The organism is Mycobacterium sp. PO1 (genome assembly GCF_017312405.1).
Lineage (GTDB): Bacteria > Actinomycetota > Actinomycetes > Mycobacteriales > Mycobacteriaceae > Mycobacterium.
On sequence record NZ_BLTG01000051.1, the window covers coordinates 45,701 to 61,523 of the forward strand.

A 15,823-nucleotide genomic window follows, 5' to 3' on the forward strand; every position below is an offset into this window, starting at 1 on the left:
CGTTTTTGTGTGTTACTTCGGCGGCGCGGCCGGCGGGGCGACCACCGCCAGCGCATCCGGGACGGCGGTGAACCGCATCGAATCCCGCGCGCCGACGAAATCCCCATCGATCTGACAGGCCACCGGGGTGTCACTGGTCACCTTCAACCAGGGCAGGTCGTCGTCGCGGATCAGATGCTTGGCCGCCAGCCGCGGCTTACGGGCCAGCATCTGACGCACCAGCCTCAAGTTGGACCACACGTTCATGCTGGTGATGGCGAACACGCCGAGCCCCGTCTCGAACGTCGTATCCGGGTTCGTCCACACCGGACGGCTGTTGGCGTAGGTCCATGGGCTGGAGTTGGACACGAACGCGAAGTGCACGCCCGAGATCGGCTCGGCGTCCGGCCGTTCGACCGTCAGCTGCGGCTCCCGCCGCGCGCTGGCCAGCATCTCGCGAACCGCGACGCGGATGTAGCGCGACGCGGTGACCTTGCGGCCCTTCGCCCGCTGGGCCTCCACCGCGGCCACCACGTCTCCGTCCACGCCCATCCCGGCGGTGAACACCGCCCAGCGCTCGCCGCAGTCCATCAGCCCGATCCGGCGCCACGCCTGTCCACGCCGGTAGTCGCCGAGCAGGTCGACCAGCTGATTGGTGGCCTCGATGGGGTCGGGGCTGATGCCCAGGGCGCGGGCGAACACATTGGCCGACCCGCCCGGCACAACCCCGACCGCCGGGCCGCCCGCATCGGGGGCGAGGGCGCCGCGGATGCCGTTGACCACCTCGTTCACCGTGCCGTCGCCGCCGTGCACGATCAGCACGTCGACCGCTTCGGCGGTGGCCTGCTGCGCGATCTCGATCGCGTGGCCGCGGTGATCGGTGTGGGCGACGGTGAGCTGGACCCGGCTTTCCAGCGCATGGGCGAGAAGATCCCGGCCTGCCGCTGTCGTCGAGGTCGCATTGGGGTTCACGATCAGCACGGCACGCACGATGGGCCAGCCTAACCGGGCCGGGTGGCCGGGGGACCAACGGGCGATGCCGCCGTTCGGTGGCCGGTCAGCCGACACATCAGCACAATGGCATGTGTCCGCTGAGACCGAGTGAACGGAGTGACAGATGGCCGTGGTTGCCGAGGGCACCGTACTGACCTGCGCGCACGACGGGTGCGGGTGCCGGGTGCTGATCCAGTCCGAATGCCACTGTGAGGGCTCCGACCAGTCCTACACGTGCGCCTGCGGGACGGAGATGGTGCCGGTCAGCGAGTAGCCGAGGAGCTCGGCCGCCGCGGGTCCTGACCGCGGCCCGCGCCGGTACCGTACAACGGTGACCGAACGTCGACTGCTGCTCGTCAACGGGCCGAACCTGAACCTGCTGGGCACCCGCCAGCCCGAGGTGTACGGCACCACCACCCTGGCTCAGATCGAATCCCGCGTCGCCGAGGTGGCCGGGCAGGCGGGGCTGCAGGTCCGCACCGTGCAGAGCAACCACGAAGGTGTGCTCGTCGACGCCATCCACGCCGCGGCAGGCGACTGTGCGGCCATCGTCATCAACCCCGCCGCCTACAGCCACACCTCGGTGGCGATCGCCGATGCGTTGCGATCGGTCGGGCTGCCGGTGGCCGAGGTGCATCTGAGCAACATCCACGCCCGCGAGCAGTTCCGCCACCACTCCTATGTCTCGGCGGTCGCGGAGATGGTGGTGGCCGGCGCCGGTCCGCTCGGCTACGAGATGGCGGTGCAGTACCTGGTCGAGCGGCTCGCTCGGTGATGCCGCGCGCGCTGCGGGTCGCCGGGGTGATCGCGGCGTTCGAGGGAACGCTGGGGCTGGTGATGGCCGTCGTGCTCGTCGTGCGCGAAGCCGGGGGCCATCACGAGGCCGCGATCAGCGGCTACGGCACCGCCGCCTGGTTCGCGGTGATGGGCGGCGCGGTGGCGGCCGCCGGGTGGGCGCTGTGGAACGGGCGCCGGTGGGGCCGCGGTATCGCCGTGTTCGCCAACCTGCTGCTGCTCGGCGTCGCCTGGTACGTCTTCACCTCGGGTCAGCTGCGCTACGCCGTGGCGGTCGGCGTCGTGGCGATCGCGGTGCTGGGGCTGCTGTTCAGCCCGGCCGTGCTGGGATGGCTCGCTCAGCCGGACTCGGCGGCCAACGCCGACAAGCGGGGTCCGGACACCCGGTAGGTGATCCATTCGCTCTGCGGGGCGCCGCCCACACCGTCGTACAGCGCGATCGCGTTGACGTTCCAGTCCAGCACCGCCCAGCTCAGCCGCGTGTAGCCGTTGTCGACACAGGTCCGCGCCAACGTGGCCAACAGCTTGCGGGCCAGACCGCGGCGGCGGAACTGTGGCCGCACGAACAGGTCCTCGAGGTAGATGCCGGGCACCCCGTCCCACGTGGAGAAGTTCAAGAACCACAACGCCGCGGCCGCGGCCTGCCCGTCGACCTCGACGAGGTGTGCGTGCAATGTGGGTTGCGGCCCGAAAAGTGCCGAGCCCAGCTGCGTTTCGGTCACCGTGCACTCGGCCGCGGCGTGCTCGAAGTCGGCCAGCTCGTGGATCATCGCGGTCAGTTCGGCTTCGTCACCCGGCCGTGCCGCGCGGATCGTCTCAGTCATCGGACACCCCCAGCGCGCTCAGAATGGTTCGGAATTTCGTTGTGGTCTCGGCGAGTTCGTCGTCGGGGTCCGATTCGGCGACGATGCCGCCCCCGGAGTGTGCCAGGGCGCTACGCCGGTCGGCCGACAGCTGCGCGCACCGGATCGAGACCACCCACCGGCCGTCGCCGCGCCGGTCACACCAGCCCACAGCGCCGGCGTAGAACCCGCGGTCGCCCTCGAGCTGTTCGATCAGCGCGGTGGCCGGCGCGGTGGGAGACCCGCCGACCGCGGGCGTCGGGTGCAGTGCCACCGCCAGATCCAAAGCTGTGGTGGATCGTTCCCGCAGACGGCCCGAGATGGGCGTGTACAGATGCCAGACCGCGGCGGTCTTGGACAGCTGAGGCTCGGGCGCGATCTGCAGGTCGGTGCACAGCGGATCCAGCGCGGCGGCCAGCGCGTCGACCACCAGTTGATGTTCGTGGCGGTTCTTCGCCGAGTCGGCCAGCGCGGCCCCGCTGGCCGCGTCGTCGCCCGGATCGGGCAGCCGTGGGGCCGAACCCGCGAACGGCCGGCACAGCACCTGATCACCACGCCGGGCCACCAGCAGTTCGGGGCTGGCACCCACCAGCGCGGTGCCCGAGTAACCCTCGCCGGCCGCGGACAGGTCGACCAGATACTTCGTTGCCTGGGCGTCGGCGGTGGCCAGCGCATCGAGCACGCTACGGGCGTCCAGTGGTCCGTCGGCGCTGAGCTGCAGGGCCCGCGCCAGCACGACCTTGTGCAGCGGATTGCCGCTGTCGCGCAACTGCTCGAGGGCGGTGGCGATTCGGGCGCGGTGCGCCTCGGCCTCGGGCACCAGCTCGGTGATTGTCACGGCCGGCAGTTCACGGTGGGGCCACTGCGGCATCGAGTCGCTGAAACGCACCGATTGGGGCCGGATCAGCGCCGCCGGTCTGGACGTATCGAACGGCAATGCGCCCACCACGATCGACGCGCTGTGCGAGGCCAGTGCGGCCCGGGCGTCGCCGATCTGGCTGAAGGCGGTGTGCACACCGTCGGCGACGAGCGCGCCGTCCGGGCCGGCCAGGACGAACGTGGGTTCGCGCGTCACGCCGACGTGGCCGGGTCGGGATGGCCCGTCAAGCCCAGTGCGGTCAACTGGCGTACCCCGTGTTCGAAGCCGCACACGGCGATCGAGACCGCCGGCATGGCGAAGCGAATGCCCTCGTAGACGGGCTGCTCGATCCATCGGGTGATGACGGCGCGGGAGAAGTGCCCGTGGCCGACGAACACCACGTCGCGGGTTTCCATGTGCGCAAGCGCCAGCGCGATCGCCTTGTCGGCGCGCTCACACACCTGCGCCGAGGTCTCCCCGCCCGGGCAACCGTGCGTCCACACCAGCCAGTTCGGTACCGCCTTGCGGATCTCGACGGTCGTGGTGCCCTCGTAGTCGCCGTAATCCCATTCGCTGATCAGTGGATTGACCTCGTCGATGGTCAGGCCGGCCAACTCGGCGGTGGTCTGGGCGCGCACCCGCGGGCTGCACACCACATAGGGATCCCGCAGCGCCATCTGGCTCAGCGTGTCGGCCGCGGCCTGGGCCTGCCCGCGGCCGTGAGGGGTCAGGTCGAGCTCGGTCCGGCTGGTGTGCTTGCCGGTCTTCGACCACTCCGTCTCGCCGTGACGGAGCAGGATCAGCCGGTGCTCGGTGAGGGCCACACCGACCGATTCTGCCGCACCCGGTGCCGCCACAGGGGTGTGCGGGTCAAACAAGATTGGGTACAGCAGGGATCATGACAGGATGGGAAGCGTGACGCGGGTACTTGCTGTCGCCAATCAAAAGGGTGGGGTCGCCAAAACCACGACGGTGGCGTCGCTGGGTGCGGCGATGGTCGAGCTGGACAAACGGGTGCTGCTCGTCGACCTCGACCCGCAGGGATGTCTGACCTTCTCGCTGGGCCAGGACCCCGACAAGCTGGCGGTGTCGGTGCACGAGGTGCTGCTCGGCGACGTCGAGCCGGACGCGGCGCTGGTCAGCACCGCGGAGGGAATGACGTTGCTGCCGGCCAACATCGATCTCGCCGGCGCTGAAGCCATGCTGTTGATGCGGGCCGGCCGTGAGTACGCGCTCAAACGTGCGCTGGCCAAGGTCGCCGACTCCTTCGACGTGGTCATCATCGACTGTCCGCCGTCGCTGGGGGTGTTGACCCTCAACGGGCTGACCGCCGCCGACGACGTGATCGTGCCGCTGCAGTGCGAGACGCTGGCACACCGCGGCGTCGGGCAGTTCCTGCGCACCATCAACGACGTCCAGCAGATCACCAATGCCGACCTGACGCTGCTGGGTGCGCTGCCGACGCTGTACGACTCGCGCACCACGCACAGCCGTGACGTGCTGCTCGACGTCGCCGACCGGTACTCGCTTCCGGTCATCGCCCCGCCCATTCCGCGCACGGTGCGCTTCGCCGAAGCCAGCGCATCGGGTTCGTCGGTGCTGACGGGCCGCAAGAACAAGGGCGCACTGGCCTACCGGGAACTGGCGACCGCGCTGCTCAAGCACTGGAAGAACGGCAAGGGACTGCCCACCTTCACCCCGGAGGTGTGACGGCGCCACCCGATGGCCTGTCCGTCGGCCAGGAGAGGGCCAGGAGAGGGCCAGGAGAGGGGCGAGGAGAAAGCTAGGAGAGCGCGACGAGCTCGTCGCCGCGCTGCTCGAGCACCGTCGACCCCGCAACGCCCGGTACGACCGGGCCCTCTGCGGGCGGCCGCTGCAGCGGAATGTGCTTCTCGCCGGCCCCGGTCGCCGCGTCGAACACGTCGTAGCCGCTGCTGACCGGCACCAACAACTTGCCGGCCATCGTCGTCGCCGGACCCACCGGCGCATTCGGTCCGACCGCCTGCACGGTGTACTTGTACTGAAGGTCGTTGGCCGAGAAGACCATCACGCTGTCACCGGTCCACCACGTGATCAGATCCCCGGTGCGGGTGGTGATGGCGTCGTCGACCGGGGGACCGCTGACCACGGTGCTGTCGGTGACCGCGCCGGTCTCGTCGACGATGTCCACCCGCGGTTTGGGGGTGGGCACGTACACGGCGGTCAGCGTGTCGGCCACCGCCACCACGCGGGCCCCGGTGCCGTCGCTGACGCCCTTCTGCTGGACGTACTTGACTTCCGGGGTGTCCTCCTCGTCGGACGGACGCAGCAACGTCAGCCGCAGGTCGGACTGGTTGGCGCAGGTTTCCAGCACCGACACCGCCGCCGAACTCGCCGCCGCGGAAACGAACCGGCACAGCGGCGACGCGGGCACCCCCGGTTTGATGGGTGCGTCGAGTGCCCCGTAGCTGAGCATTCGCACCATGTCCGACCGCCACATCTCCAGTCGGGTGTCGCCGGCCGAGAGCACCGTCGTGCCGTCGGCCGACAGCGTCACGTGATCGTCGGCGTAACTCGACCGGGCCGGGCCCCGGGTGCCGGTCTTGGCGTCGATGGTGTTGACCTGCCCGCATCCGCGCCCGTCGGGATAGACCGCGACGGCGTAGTTGTAGACCCAGGTGACCCCGCACAACGGCAGATCACGCGCGTAGCTCCACAGCGGCTCCCCGGTGGCCGGATCACGGCCCTGCACCGTCTGGCCGTCGCCGGTCACCACCGCCCCGCCGACCACGACGGGCCGGCTGGTCGCGTCGCTGGGCGCCTCCCAGCGTCGCGTCAGTGAATCCGGTACCGCGGTCGCGGGTTCCAGCGCCGGGACCGGGCTGGCCGCCGGACGGCTTTCGGTCGCCCGGGCGTCACTGGTCCACCACACCACGCCCGCGACGACGGCGATCACGACGGCGATCGCCACCGCAGCGATGATGTCGCCTCGCGTGCGGCGCTCAGGTTTGACCATCGCGCGGTGTCTCGTGCCGGCTAGTTCGCGGCCGAAGCCTTGCTGGGGCGGCGACGCCGGCGCCGGCGACCCGAGCTCGGCGCCTCACCCTGCTCGGGGGAGGCCCCGTCACCGCCGGTGGCCGCACTCGGTGCGCTCTGCTCGCCGCCTTCGGGGTGGTTGCCCACCGGCTTACCGCCCCGGGTGCGCCGCCGGCTGCGGTTCCGTCGGGCCGGCTTGTCCTCGGTGCTCTCGCCCGAGCTGCGCCGCGACGACTGGGTGCGGGTGCCCGTCGCCGAGCGGGTGCCGCTGGCGCTGCGCGCCTTGCCGACCGTGCCGCCGGCCTCGGCGGGGATGTTGAGCTCCTCGTACAGATGCGGCGAGCTCGAGTAGGTCTCCGCCGGATCGGGGGTGTCCAGCCCGAGCGCCTTGTCGATCATCGACCAGCGCGGCAGCTCGTCCCAGTCGACCAGCGTGACAGCGATGCCCGTCTTGCCGGCTCGTCCGGTGCGGCCGATGCGGTGCACGTAGGCCTGCTCGTCCTCGGGGATCTGGAAGTTGATGACATGGGTGATGTCGTCGATGTCGATACCGCGCGCCGCGACGTCCGTGGCCACGAGGACGTCCACCTCGCCCGTGCGGAACGACTTCAGCGCCTTCTCCCGGGCCCCCTGGCCCAGATCACCGTGGACCGCCCCCACCTTGAACCCGCGTTCGGCGAGCTCGTCGGCCACCTTCTGCGCGGTCCGCTTGGTGCGGGTGAAGATCATTGTCGCTCCGCGGCCCTCGGCCTGCAGGATGCGGCTGACCATCTCGACCTTGTCCAGAGCGTGGGCGCGGTACGCGAACTGCTCGGTGGTGTCGTGGGTGGCCGACGAGTGCGGGGCCTCGGCGCGGATGTGCGTCGGCTGACTCATGAACGTGCGGGCCAGCGTGATGATCGGATCCGGCATGGTCGCCGAGAACAGCATCGCCTGCCGCTTGTCGGGGATCTGCTTGAGGATGCGTTCGATGTCGGGCAGGAAGCCCAGGTCGAGCATCTCGTCGGCCTCGTCGAGGACCAGGGTCGAGAGCCCGCCCAGCTGCAGGTGACCCTGCTGGGCAAGGTCGAGCAGCCGGCCCGGCGTCCCGACGACGACGTCGACGCCCTTCTGCAGCGCCTCGATCTGCGGTTCGTAGGGGCGCCCGCCGTAGATGGCGGTCACCGTCAGCTTGCGGGTGTCATCGGCCATCAGGTACTTCGAGGCGCCGAGGAGATCCTCGTAGACCTGGATGCACAGCTCGCGGGTCGGGACGACGACCAGGGCGCGCGGGATTCCGGTCAGCGGCCGGTCGCCGTCGGAGGAGATCCGGTGCAGCAGGGGCACGCCGAACGCGAAGGTCTTGCCCATACCGGTGCGGGCCTGGCCGATCAGGTCGTCGCCGGCCAGGGCCAGCGGCAACGTCAGCTCCTGGATGGCGAAGGGATGCTCGATGCCGCTCTCGGCGAGCGCGCGCACGATCTCGTCGCGGACGCCGAGCTGGGCGAAGGAGGGGTTGGGATGCGTGGTCACAGGGGTCATAGAGGTAGACGAAGCCTTTCGATTCAATCCTCATGCGGTTCACGCGCGCACGAGTAGAGAAGAGAACTTCGTCGGGCCCTGCACTGAGTGGGCGGGCCGCCGTCGTGCACGCACATTTCCAAGGTGTCTACGCGAAATGCGCCGACCTGACCTGGTTCGATCTGCCGACGTTCACGCCGACACCGCCACCCATGGTAGCTGGTCGCATCGCTCTTGGGTCCAGCCGGGCCGTGGCGGTTAGAGTTGGCCCATGACTTCGACCCCGTCCGCGGCCGCCTCCACCGGATCCACGGGCGCCTCCACGGAAGCGTCGAAGGCCCCGACGGCGACCGCGGAGCACCCCGGTGTCATCGAGTTGTTCGCGTTGCTCGCCTACGGGGAGGTGGCGGCGTTCTACCGACTGACCGACGAGGCGCGAATGGCCCCCAACCTGCGGGGGCGCATCAACATGGCCAGCATGGCGGCCGCCGAGATGAACCACTACGAGGTGCTGCGCGACGCGCTGGAGCGCCGCGGGGTCGACGTGGTCCCGGCGATGACGCGCTACGCGTCGGCGCTGGAGAACTACCACCGGCTCACCACGCCGAGCACGTGGCTGGAGGCGCTGGTCAAGACCTACGTCGGGGACGCGTTGGCCGCTGATTTCTACCTCGAGATCGCCGGGTCGATGCCCGGTGAGGTCGGCGACGTGATCCGCTCGGTGCTCTCGGAGACCGGGCACTCGCAGTTCGTCGTCGGCGAGGTCCGCGCCGCGGTCACCGCCAGCGACCGGCAACGGCACCGGCTGGCGTTGTGGTCGCGGCGCCTGCTCGGCGAGGCGATCACGCAGGCCCAGTACGTGCTGGCCGATCACGACGAGCTGGTGGACCTGGTGATGTCCGAGGGTGGCCTGTCACAGATGACGGACTTCTTCGACAAACTGCAGAACACCCACCAGGCCCGGATGCGCGAGCTCGGGCTGGCCTGAGCTACCGGGTGCAGTTGGTGATGATCGAGTTGCTGTTCTGCGAGGCGATCAGGTTCCCGCCGGCGTCGGTGATGCTGCAGTTGAGCTGACCCCGCACGCTGGTGGCGGTCACCGAACTCAACGTGACACCCGGGTCCAGCACCACCGTCTTCGACCAGGGCAGCGCGACGTTCAACTCGGTTTGCAGCGCACCCTGCTGGTCGGTGTAGATGACGGTCACCAGGTCGATGAGCTCGCGGTTGCCGGTCACCCGGTAGGTGATGGTGCCGGGAGCAGCGGCCGGCGCCGGGGCGGCCTGCGGGGGCGGCAGCAGCGACGGGGCGGCCGGCACAGGCGACGGCGCCGGGGGAGCCTCGACGCTGGGCGTCACGGTGGTGATCGTCTCGGCGGGCAGCGACCGGGTCGGCGGTGCCGCCGCGCGCGGTGCCTGGCTGGGTGCCGGGGCGGCGCTCGAGGTGGCCAGCTGCGAGGTGACGGTCGCCGAGACCGACCCGCTGTCGCCGCCGCTGAGGATGAGACTGGTGGCGATGACCGCGACGAACAGCACGGCGCCCGCGACGCCGCCGATCCACATCCAGCGGCGGTCGATGTGGGACTCGTCGATCTCGTCGTCGTCTGGGTCGTACCCGTCGTACCCGTCGTCCCCGTCGTCGTAGTCCCGGTAGCCGTCGTCGTAACGGTCGTAATCCTCGGGCGCGTAGGGGTCGTATCCGTCGTCGAGATAGCGCGGGTACACGTCGGTGTCCCGGTCCGCATCGGGGCCGGCGCCGTACGGCCCGTCGACGTCCTCGAAGTCCCGTGTGCCGGTCCCGGTGCGGTAACGGATCCGCTCCGTGGGCGTCAGAGAGTACGGCGATTGTGCGGTGTACGGCCTGTTCATGCAGCTGTCCCAGTCGTCTCGTGCGTGTGCCGGGGCTGATGCTATCGAGGCTCAAGTGACGGATGAGGCTGACGCGCCTCGCGCGCGGTCACGGTCGGGACTCGGTTCGATAGCCCCCGTGTCGCGGCGGTCGCAGCAGTGTTCGCTGACCGCGAAGGTCCCGGCGCGGCGCGCGCCGCCCGGCGTCGATTAGCCTTCCTGCTGAGACACGAGCAGACGACAGAAGGGTGCTCACGTGGAGGTCAAGATCGGTGTCACCGACAGCCCGCGCGAACTGATCCTCAACAGCGCGCAGACACCGGCGGAGGTGGAGAAGGCGGTCGGCGACGCGCTGGCCGCCGCATCGGGCGTGTTGGCCTTGACCGACGAGAAGGGGCGACGCTTCATCGTGCAGGCCGCGCGCATCGCCTACGTCGAGATCGGTGCGGCCGACGCGCGGCGCATCGGATTCGGGGTCGGCGCGGCGGCCGCCGACGCGGCCAATTCCGCCGGCTGAGGCCATCTCAGCGCACGAACGGCATTCCCTGCAGCCCAGCTGCGCGGAATGCCGTTCGCGCGTCGGGCCGTTCGCATCCGACCCGCGGAGGTCAGGACCGGCTCAGATCAGGACCGGGTCAGCGGCACGTGTGACAACCCGCCCCAGATGAACTGGACGGTGCCCTCCACGGCGTCGTCCTTGTCGATCGGGCGCTCGTTGTTGAGCCAGTAGCGGGCGGAGTCGACGCTGATGCTGACCAGGCCGACCGCGATCATCCGGGCGCGATGCGGTTCGAGCCCGGAATCGTGGCTGATCAGGTCGAACACCGCGTCGGTGCACGATTCGGTGGCCACCTTGACCTGGGCGGCCACCTGCGGCTCGGTGACGTAGTCGTTCTCGAAGATCAGCCGATACCCCTGGCTGTCGTGCTCGATGAAATCGAAGAACGCCTGCACTGCGGCCCGGACCCGTTGCCGGTTGTCGGTGGTGGTCCGCAGCGCTTGGCGCACGCCGGAGACCAGGTTGTCCACGTGGCGCGCCAACACCGCCAGATACAGCTCGACTTTCGACGAGAAGTGCTGGTAGAGCACCGGTTTGCTGACACCGGCACGGTCGGCGATCTCATCCATACCTGCGGCGTGATAGCCGCGGTCGACGAACACCTCGCTGGCCGCGGCCAGTAACTGACCCCGGCGCTCGTCGCGGGGCAACCGGTTGCCGCGGCGGGCGCCGCCGGCGCTGGGCAGCCCGGTGCCAGTGGCGGGCTGACCCCCTCGCCGCTGCGCCGTCTTGGCAAGATCTCTCATCAGAACCTCGAGTCCTGCCGGCGCGACCGGCACGGTGAATTCGCTTCGCACTGACACTACTACCGTCACGGGGACCTTCGCGGAAGGGCGGGTCCGGCCTGCCCAGCGTGCCGGGCGGTGGCGCGCCGGGAGAGGAAGTCCGTTGACCTGTGTCATCCTGTTTCGGTGACCTACGACTCCCGCTCGCGAGGAGGGCAAACGGGTCCGGAGCATCGCGGGGGCGGTCGCGTCCCCGTGCTCCGCGATGAGTGGCGCGAGCCCCTTCGCGCCCAGCGCGACCCGCTGGCTGAAGCGTCGGGCCGGGTCAGGTCCAATCGCGACGAGCGCAAACGCTGGCGCAAGCAGACCTGGATCGGTCGCTTCGTGTCCACCTACGGCTGGCGGGCCTACGCGCTGCCGGTGTTGGTCGTGCTGACCGCGGTGGTGCTCTATCAGACCATCACCGGGACCTCGGCGCCGCGCGCTCTCGAGGAGGAAGGCCCCGTCCAGGGCCCGCCGACGATCGGGGTGCCCAGCACCGCCATCATCGGCGCACCGCCCAAGGGCCTGACCGAATTCGACGCCAACCTGCCCACCGGGATCCTGCCCGACGGCGGCCCCTTCACCCCGATGGGGGCGGGCACCTGGCGCGTCGTGCCCGGCGGGACACCGCAGGTGGGGGAGGGCACCACGAAGGTGTTCACCTACACCGTCGAGGTCGAAGACGGCGTCGACACCACCAGCTACGGCGGCGACGAGGGGTTCGCCCGGATGGTCAGCGAGACGCTGGCCAACCCGAAGAGCTGGACCCACAACCCCCAGTTCGCGTTCGTCCGCACGGATGCGGCCTCCGGGGTCCAGCCGGACTTCCGGGTATCGCTGACCTCCCCGATGACGGTGCGGGAAGCCTGCGGCTATGACATCCAGCTCGAGGCGTCCTGCTACAACCCGGTGTACCAAGGACAGCCGCGGGTGCTGCTCAACGAAGCCCGCTGGGTGCGCGGGGCGGTGCCCTTCCAGGGCGACATCGGCTCCTACCGGCAGTACCTGATCAACCACGAGGTCGGCCACGCGATCGGGTACCAGCGCCACGAGCAGTGCGCCGAAGACGGTGAGCTGGCGCCGGTGATGATGCAGCAGACGTTCTCCACCAGTAACAACGACGCAGCGCGCTTCGACCCCGGCACGGTTACCGCCGACGGCAAGACCTGCCGCTTCAACCCCTGGCCGTACCCCATCGCCTGACCTGTTCTTCGTCTGCTGTTCCGCGAGCGCGGGTTTGTCCGGCGGCGCGCCGGAAATCCTGGACCTCAGCGCGCCCTCGATGGCCCTGAGCACGCGGGAAGTGCCAGACCCTCGTTGCTGTTGAATCACGTACCTGCTGAGATGATGGCAAGAGCCAACCAAGGAGATATTCGGTGTCAACACCGCTGCCGCCGCTGGTAGAGCCCGCGGCTGAGCTCACCCGTGAAGAGGTGGCCCGCTACAGCCGCCACCTGATCATCCCGGACCTCGGTCTGGACGGGCAGAAGCGACTGAAGAACGCGCGCGTGCTGGTGATCGGCGCCGGCGGACTCGGTTCGCCGACCCTGCTCTACCTGGCCGCCGCGGGCGTCGGGACGATCGGCATCGTCGAGTTCGACGAGGTCGACGAATCCAACCTGCAGCGCCAGATCATTCACGGCCAGTCCGACATCGGCCGGCCCAAGGCCCAGAGCGCCCGCGACTCGATCCTGGAGGTCAACCCGCTCGTCGAGGTGCGGCTGCACGAGTTCCGCCTCGAGCCCGACCGCGCGGTGAACCTGTTCAAGCAGTACGACCTGATCCTCGACGGCACCGACAACTTCGCCACCCGATACCTGGTCAACGACGCCGCGGTGCTGGCGGGCAAGCCGTACGTGTGGGGCTCGATCTACCGGTTCGAGGGCCAGGTGTCGGTGTTCTGGGAGGACGCGCCGGCCGATGAGGACGGCAATGAACGCGGCCTGAACTACCGCGACCTCTACCCGGAGCCGCCGCCACCGGGAATGGTGCCGTCGTGCGCCGAGGGCGGCGTGCTGGGCATTCTGTGTGCGTCGATCGCGTCGGTGATGGGCACCGAGGCGATCAAGCTGATCACCGGCATCGGCGACCCACTGCTGGGCCGGCTCATGGTCTACGACGCGCTGGACATGACGTATCGCACGATCAAGATCCGCAAGGATCCCTCGACCCCGAAGATCACCGAGCTGATCGACTACGAGGAATTCTGCGGCGTCATGACCGACGAGGCCTCCGAAGCCGTGCTCGACTCCACCGTCACGCCGCGCGAGCTGCGCGAACTGCTGGATTCCGGCAAGAAGTACGCCCTGATCGACGTACGGGAACCGGTGGAGTGGGACATCAACCGCATCGACGGCGCCGAGCTGATCCCGAAGTCGGCCATCGAGACCGGCGACGGTCTGGCCAAGCTGCCTCAGGATCGGGTGCCGGTGCTGTACTGCAAGACCGGGGTGCGCTCGGCCGAGGCGCTGGCGGTCATCAAGAAGGCTGGGTTCACCGATGCCATGCATCTGCAGGGCGGGATCGTGGCCTGGGCCAAGCAACTCGAACCCGACATGGTGATGTACTAACGCTGGGTTCGCCCCTGCTGCGCTTAGGCTGTTTCGGTGACCGCCGAGCGCCCGCCCGATCATGTGCTTGCGGCGTTTGGGCTGTCCGGGGTGCGCCCGGCGCCCCTCGGCTCGAGCTGGGAAGGCGGCTGGCGTTGCGGCGAAGTGGTGCTCTCCCTGGTCGCCGACCACGCGCGCGCCGCGTGGTCGGCCAAGGTCCGGGAGACGCTCTTCGTCGACGGGGTGCGGCTGGCCAGGCCGGTTCGGTCCACCGACGGCCGATACGTCGTCGCCGGCTGGCGCGCCGACACCTACGTCGCCGGTACGCCTGAACCGCGCCACGACGAGGTGGTCTCGGCCGCGGTGCGACTGCACGAGGCGACGGCCAAACTGGAGCGGCCGCGGTTCCTGACCCAACCGCCGGTGGCGCCGTGGGCCGACGTGGACGTGTTCATCGCCGCCGACCGGGCGGCCTGGGAGGAGCGGCCCCTGCATGCGCTCCCGCCCGGAGCGCGGGTGGCCCCCGGCACCGCCGACGGAGAGAAGTCCGTCGAGTTGATCAACCAGCTTGCCGCCCTGCGCCGTCCCACCAAGAGCCCCAGCCAGCTGGTGCACGGTGACCTCTACGGCACCGTGCTTTTCGCGGGCAGCGCCGCGCCCGGCATCACCGACATCACGCCGTACTGGCGCCCGCCCGCGTGGGCGGCGGGCGTCGTCGTCGTCGACGCGCTGTCGTGGGGTGGTGCCGACGACGGACTCATCGAGCGCTGGGCGCCGCTGCCCGAGTGGCCGCAGATGTTGTTACGCGCGTTGATGTTCCGGCTGGCGGTACACGCCCTGCATCCGCGCGCGACCGCGGCGGCGTTCCCGGGTCTCGCCCGCACCGCGGCGCTGGTCCGGTTGGCGCTGTAGCGGCGCGGGCGCGTCGGGTCAGCACTCTCGGTCGCGAACGTGCATTCCCTGTCGTGGTGCAGCGCGTTCGACTACCGAGGGTGCACTCTCGCGGTTCAGAAGCTGTGTCGGCACTCGCCGAGCGGAATGCGGCCGTCGCGGGTGAGCACACCCTCGGCGCGGAGCAGTTCCAGTTGCCGGCTGTGCAGATGCGGCGCCGGTTTCCCCGACGCCGGCACCACCCGGTGCCAGGGCAGGTCAGCGGAATCGGTGCGCATGATCCACCCGACGATGCGGGGGCTGGAAAGGCCTGCGGCGGTGGCGATGTCACCATAGGTCACCACCTTGCCCGACGGCACCGCGGCGACGAGTGCGCGTACCGTCTCGACCTGCTCTTCGGTGATGGCCGCCACGGTCAGCTCAGATGATCGCGGACCAGCGCGGCGGTGTCCGCGGGCATCGCCTGGGCGACCATGTGATCGCAATCCCACTCCAGCAGCTGGAAATCGGAGCCGAGTCGTTCGGAGAGGCCGGCGATCAGCGCGTCGGTGGCGTAGGGCGGTCGAACCTTCTTCGCCCGTACCAGCGTGGTGCGTATTCCGGTGGGAGGCAGAACGACCGGGCGCGCCAACTCACTCCAGTAGGACAGCATCGCCGGAATGCTGATCCGCCACCCGCTGCGGCCGTTGGGTAGCGCCACGAGGTGCTCGTCGAGCTCGCGCTCCACCTCGGAGGGCTCGACCTCACCCCAGGAACCGTCCACCTTCTCCGCACGGGCCTCGTCGCGGTCGGTGTAGTCCGGGGAGTCGAACATGGCGTCGGCGACGTCACGCATCCGGTCACCGTCGAGGCCGACGGCGGGGTCCAGCAACACCAGCCCGGCCACCAGGTCGGGCCGGGCCGCAGCGAGATTGAGCGCTATCGCGCCACCGAACGAGTGGCCGACCACCACGGCCGGCTCACCGCCGCCACCGTCGAGCAGGGCGGTCAGGGCGCTGACGTTCTGGTCGATGGTCCACGGCGCCGCCCACGTCGAACGGCCGTGCCCGATCAGATCCGGGGCCGCGATGGAGAGATCGGCGAGGAACCGCTGGGCCAGCGTCATCCAGCGCTGACCGTGCCCGGTCAGTCCGTGGATCGCCAGAACCTGGGCCGGGCGGTTCGGACCGAAATGGTGCACGTTCAGATCGCTCACCGGGTCGATGCTGCCAGGCTCTGCGCCGGCCG

At 69.7% G+C, this 15,823-nt stretch carries 19 protein-coding genes; 9 read left to right on the top strand and 10 right to left on the bottom strand.

The window, feature by feature from the left end:
- Positions 1 to 12: 12 nt before the first annotated feature.
- A complete protein-coding gene (locus tag J3476_RS17930) occupies positions 13 to 969 on the bottom strand; it encodes a diacylglycerol kinase family protein (RefSeq protein WP_207067747.1) in 957 nt (318 codons plus the stop codon).
- A 127-nt stretch (positions 970 to 1,096) separates the two neighbouring features.
- Here J3476_RS17930 and J3476_RS17935 point away from each other — a divergent pair, with 127 nt between their 5' ends.
- Genes J3476_RS17935 through J3476_RS17945 form a run of 3 tightly spaced genes read left to right on the top strand, consistent with a single transcriptional unit; the run spans position 1,097 to position 2,157 of the window.
- Complete coding sequence (locus J3476_RS17935) at positions 1,097 to 1,246, top strand: metallothionein (protein WP_207067748.1); 150 nt, start codon at positions 1,097 to 1,099, stop codon at positions 1,244 to 1,246.
- Positions 1,247 to 1,303: 57 nt separating this feature from the next.
- The gene (gene aroQ / locus J3476_RS17940; RefSeq protein ID WP_207067749.1) at positions 1,304 to 1,747 is read left to right on the top strand and encodes a type II 3-dehydroquinate dehydratase; all 444 of its coding nucleotides are present in this window, start codon (positions 1,304 to 1,306) and stop codon (positions 1,745 to 1,747) included.
- Positions 1,747 to 2,157 (top strand): hypothetical protein, encoded by a 411-nt coding sequence (locus tag J3476_RS17945; protein WP_207067750.1) that lies wholly within the window; start codon positions 1,747 to 1,749, stop codon positions 2,155 to 2,157. Before aroQ ends, J3476_RS17945 begins: the two co-directional genes overlap by 1 nt.
- Here the strand turns inward: J3476_RS17945 and J3476_RS17950 are convergent.
- Genes J3476_RS17950 through J3476_RS17960 form a run of 3 tightly spaced genes read right to left on the bottom strand, consistent with a single transcriptional unit; the run spans position 2,106 to position 4,292 of the window.
- Positions 2,106 to 2,591 (bottom strand): GNAT family N-acetyltransferase, encoded by a 486-nt coding sequence (locus tag J3476_RS17950; RefSeq protein WP_207067751.1) that lies wholly within the window; start codon positions 2,589 to 2,591, stop codon positions 2,106 to 2,108. The genes J3476_RS17945 and J3476_RS17950 overlap by 52 nt on opposite strands.
- Complete coding sequence (locus J3476_RS17955) at positions 2,584 to 3,684, bottom strand: isochorismate synthase MenF (protein WP_207067752.1); 1,101 nt, start codon at positions 3,682 to 3,684, stop codon at positions 2,584 to 2,586. Before J3476_RS17955 ends, J3476_RS17950 begins: the two co-directional genes overlap by 8 nt.
- Complete coding sequence (locus tag J3476_RS17960) at positions 3,681 to 4,292, bottom strand: acid phosphatase (RefSeq protein ID WP_207067753.1); 612 nt, start codon at positions 4,290 to 4,292, stop codon at positions 3,681 to 3,683. Before J3476_RS17960 ends, J3476_RS17955 begins: the two co-directional genes overlap by 4 nt.
- A gap of 82 nt (positions 4,293 to 4,374) precedes the next feature.
- Here J3476_RS17960 and J3476_RS17965 point away from each other — a divergent pair, with 82 nt between their 5' ends.
- Entirely contained in the window at positions 4,375 to 5,178 is an 804-nt protein-coding gene (locus J3476_RS17965) for a ParA family protein (RefSeq protein ID WP_152516236.1), read from the top strand.
- 73 nt (positions 5,179 to 5,251) lie between these two features.
- Here the strand turns inward: J3476_RS17965 and J3476_RS17970 are convergent, their stop codons facing one another.
- Both J3476_RS17970 and J3476_RS17975 read right to left on the bottom strand, forming a co-directional pair.
- Positions 5,252 to 6,463, bottom strand: a complete 1,212-nt coding sequence (locus tag J3476_RS17970) for a PQQ-binding-like beta-propeller repeat protein (protein WP_207067754.1) — start codon at positions 6,461 to 6,463, stop codon at positions 5,252 to 5,254.
- A 20-nt stretch (positions 6,464 to 6,483) separates the two neighbouring features.
- Complete coding sequence (locus J3476_RS17975) at positions 6,484 to 8,004, bottom strand: DEAD/DEAH box helicase (protein WP_207067755.1); 1,521 nt, start codon at positions 8,002 to 8,004, stop codon at positions 6,484 to 6,486.
- A gap of 250 nt (positions 8,005 to 8,254) precedes the next feature.
- Here J3476_RS17975 and J3476_RS17980 point away from each other — a divergent pair, with 250 nt between their 5' ends.
- Positions 8,255 to 8,971 (top strand): ferritin-like fold-containing protein, encoded by a 717-nt coding sequence (locus J3476_RS17980; RefSeq protein WP_207067756.1) that lies wholly within the window; start codon positions 8,255 to 8,257, stop codon positions 8,969 to 8,971.
- Position 8,972: 1 nt separating this feature from the next.
- Here J3476_RS17980 and J3476_RS17985 read toward each other — a convergent pair whose 3' ends face one another.
- Entirely contained in the window at positions 8,973 to 9,851 is an 879-nt protein-coding gene (locus tag J3476_RS17985) for a hypothetical protein (RefSeq protein ID WP_207067757.1), read from the bottom strand.
- Between the two features lie 235 nt (positions 9,852 to 10,086).
- Between J3476_RS17985 and J3476_RS17990 the strand changes: the two genes are divergently transcribed.
- Positions 10,087 to 10,347, top strand: coding sequence for a DUF3107 domain-containing protein (locus J3476_RS17990; protein ID WP_207067758.1), 261 nt, complete (start codon positions 10,087 to 10,089; stop codon positions 10,345 to 10,347).
- Positions 10,348 to 10,454: 107 nt separating this feature from the next.
- Here J3476_RS17990 and J3476_RS17995 read toward each other — a convergent pair whose 3' ends face one another.
- The gene (locus J3476_RS17995; protein WP_207067759.1) at positions 10,455 to 11,135 is read right to left on the bottom strand and encodes a TetR/AcrR family transcriptional regulator; all 681 of its coding nucleotides are present in this window, start codon (positions 11,133 to 11,135) and stop codon (positions 10,455 to 10,457) included.
- A 165-nt stretch (positions 11,136 to 11,300) separates the two neighbouring features.
- On the opposite strand from J3476_RS17995, the gene J3476_RS18000 reads away from it, so the two are divergent.
- The 3 genes from J3476_RS18000 (at position 11,301) to J3476_RS18010 (ending at position 14,617) form a co-directional block, all read left to right on the top strand.
- Entirely contained in the window at positions 11,301 to 12,359 is a 1,059-nt protein-coding gene (locus J3476_RS18000; RefSeq protein ID WP_207067760.1) for a DUF3152 domain-containing protein, read from the top strand.
- Between the two features lie 173 nt (positions 12,360 to 12,532).
- Positions 12,533 to 13,726, top strand: coding sequence for an adenylyltransferase/sulfurtransferase MoeZ (gene moeZ, locus J3476_RS18005; RefSeq protein WP_207067761.1), 1,194 nt, complete (start codon positions 12,533 to 12,535; stop codon positions 13,724 to 13,726).
- Between the two features lie 36 nt (positions 13,727 to 13,762).
- Positions 13,763 to 14,617 carry a TIGR02569 family protein gene (locus J3476_RS18010; protein ID WP_207067762.1) on the top strand — a complete coding sequence of 285 codons (855 nt, stop codon included), beginning with the start codon at positions 13,763 to 13,765 and terminating at the stop codon, positions 14,615 to 14,617.
- 95 nt (positions 14,618 to 14,712) lie between these two features.
- Here J3476_RS18010 and J3476_RS18015 read toward each other — a convergent pair whose 3' ends face one another.
- Both J3476_RS18015 and J3476_RS18020 read right to left on the bottom strand, forming a co-directional pair.
- Positions 14,713 to 15,009, bottom strand: a complete 297-nt coding sequence (locus J3476_RS18015) for an MGMT family protein (protein ID WP_207067763.1) — start codon at positions 15,007 to 15,009, stop codon at positions 14,713 to 14,715.
- 2 nt (positions 15,010 to 15,011) lie between these two features.
- The gene (locus J3476_RS18020) at positions 15,012 to 15,791 is read right to left on the bottom strand and encodes an alpha/beta hydrolase (RefSeq protein ID WP_207067764.1); all 780 of its coding nucleotides are present in this window, start codon (positions 15,789 to 15,791) and stop codon (positions 15,012 to 15,014) included.
- Positions 15,792 to 15,823: the final 32 nt, after the last annotated feature.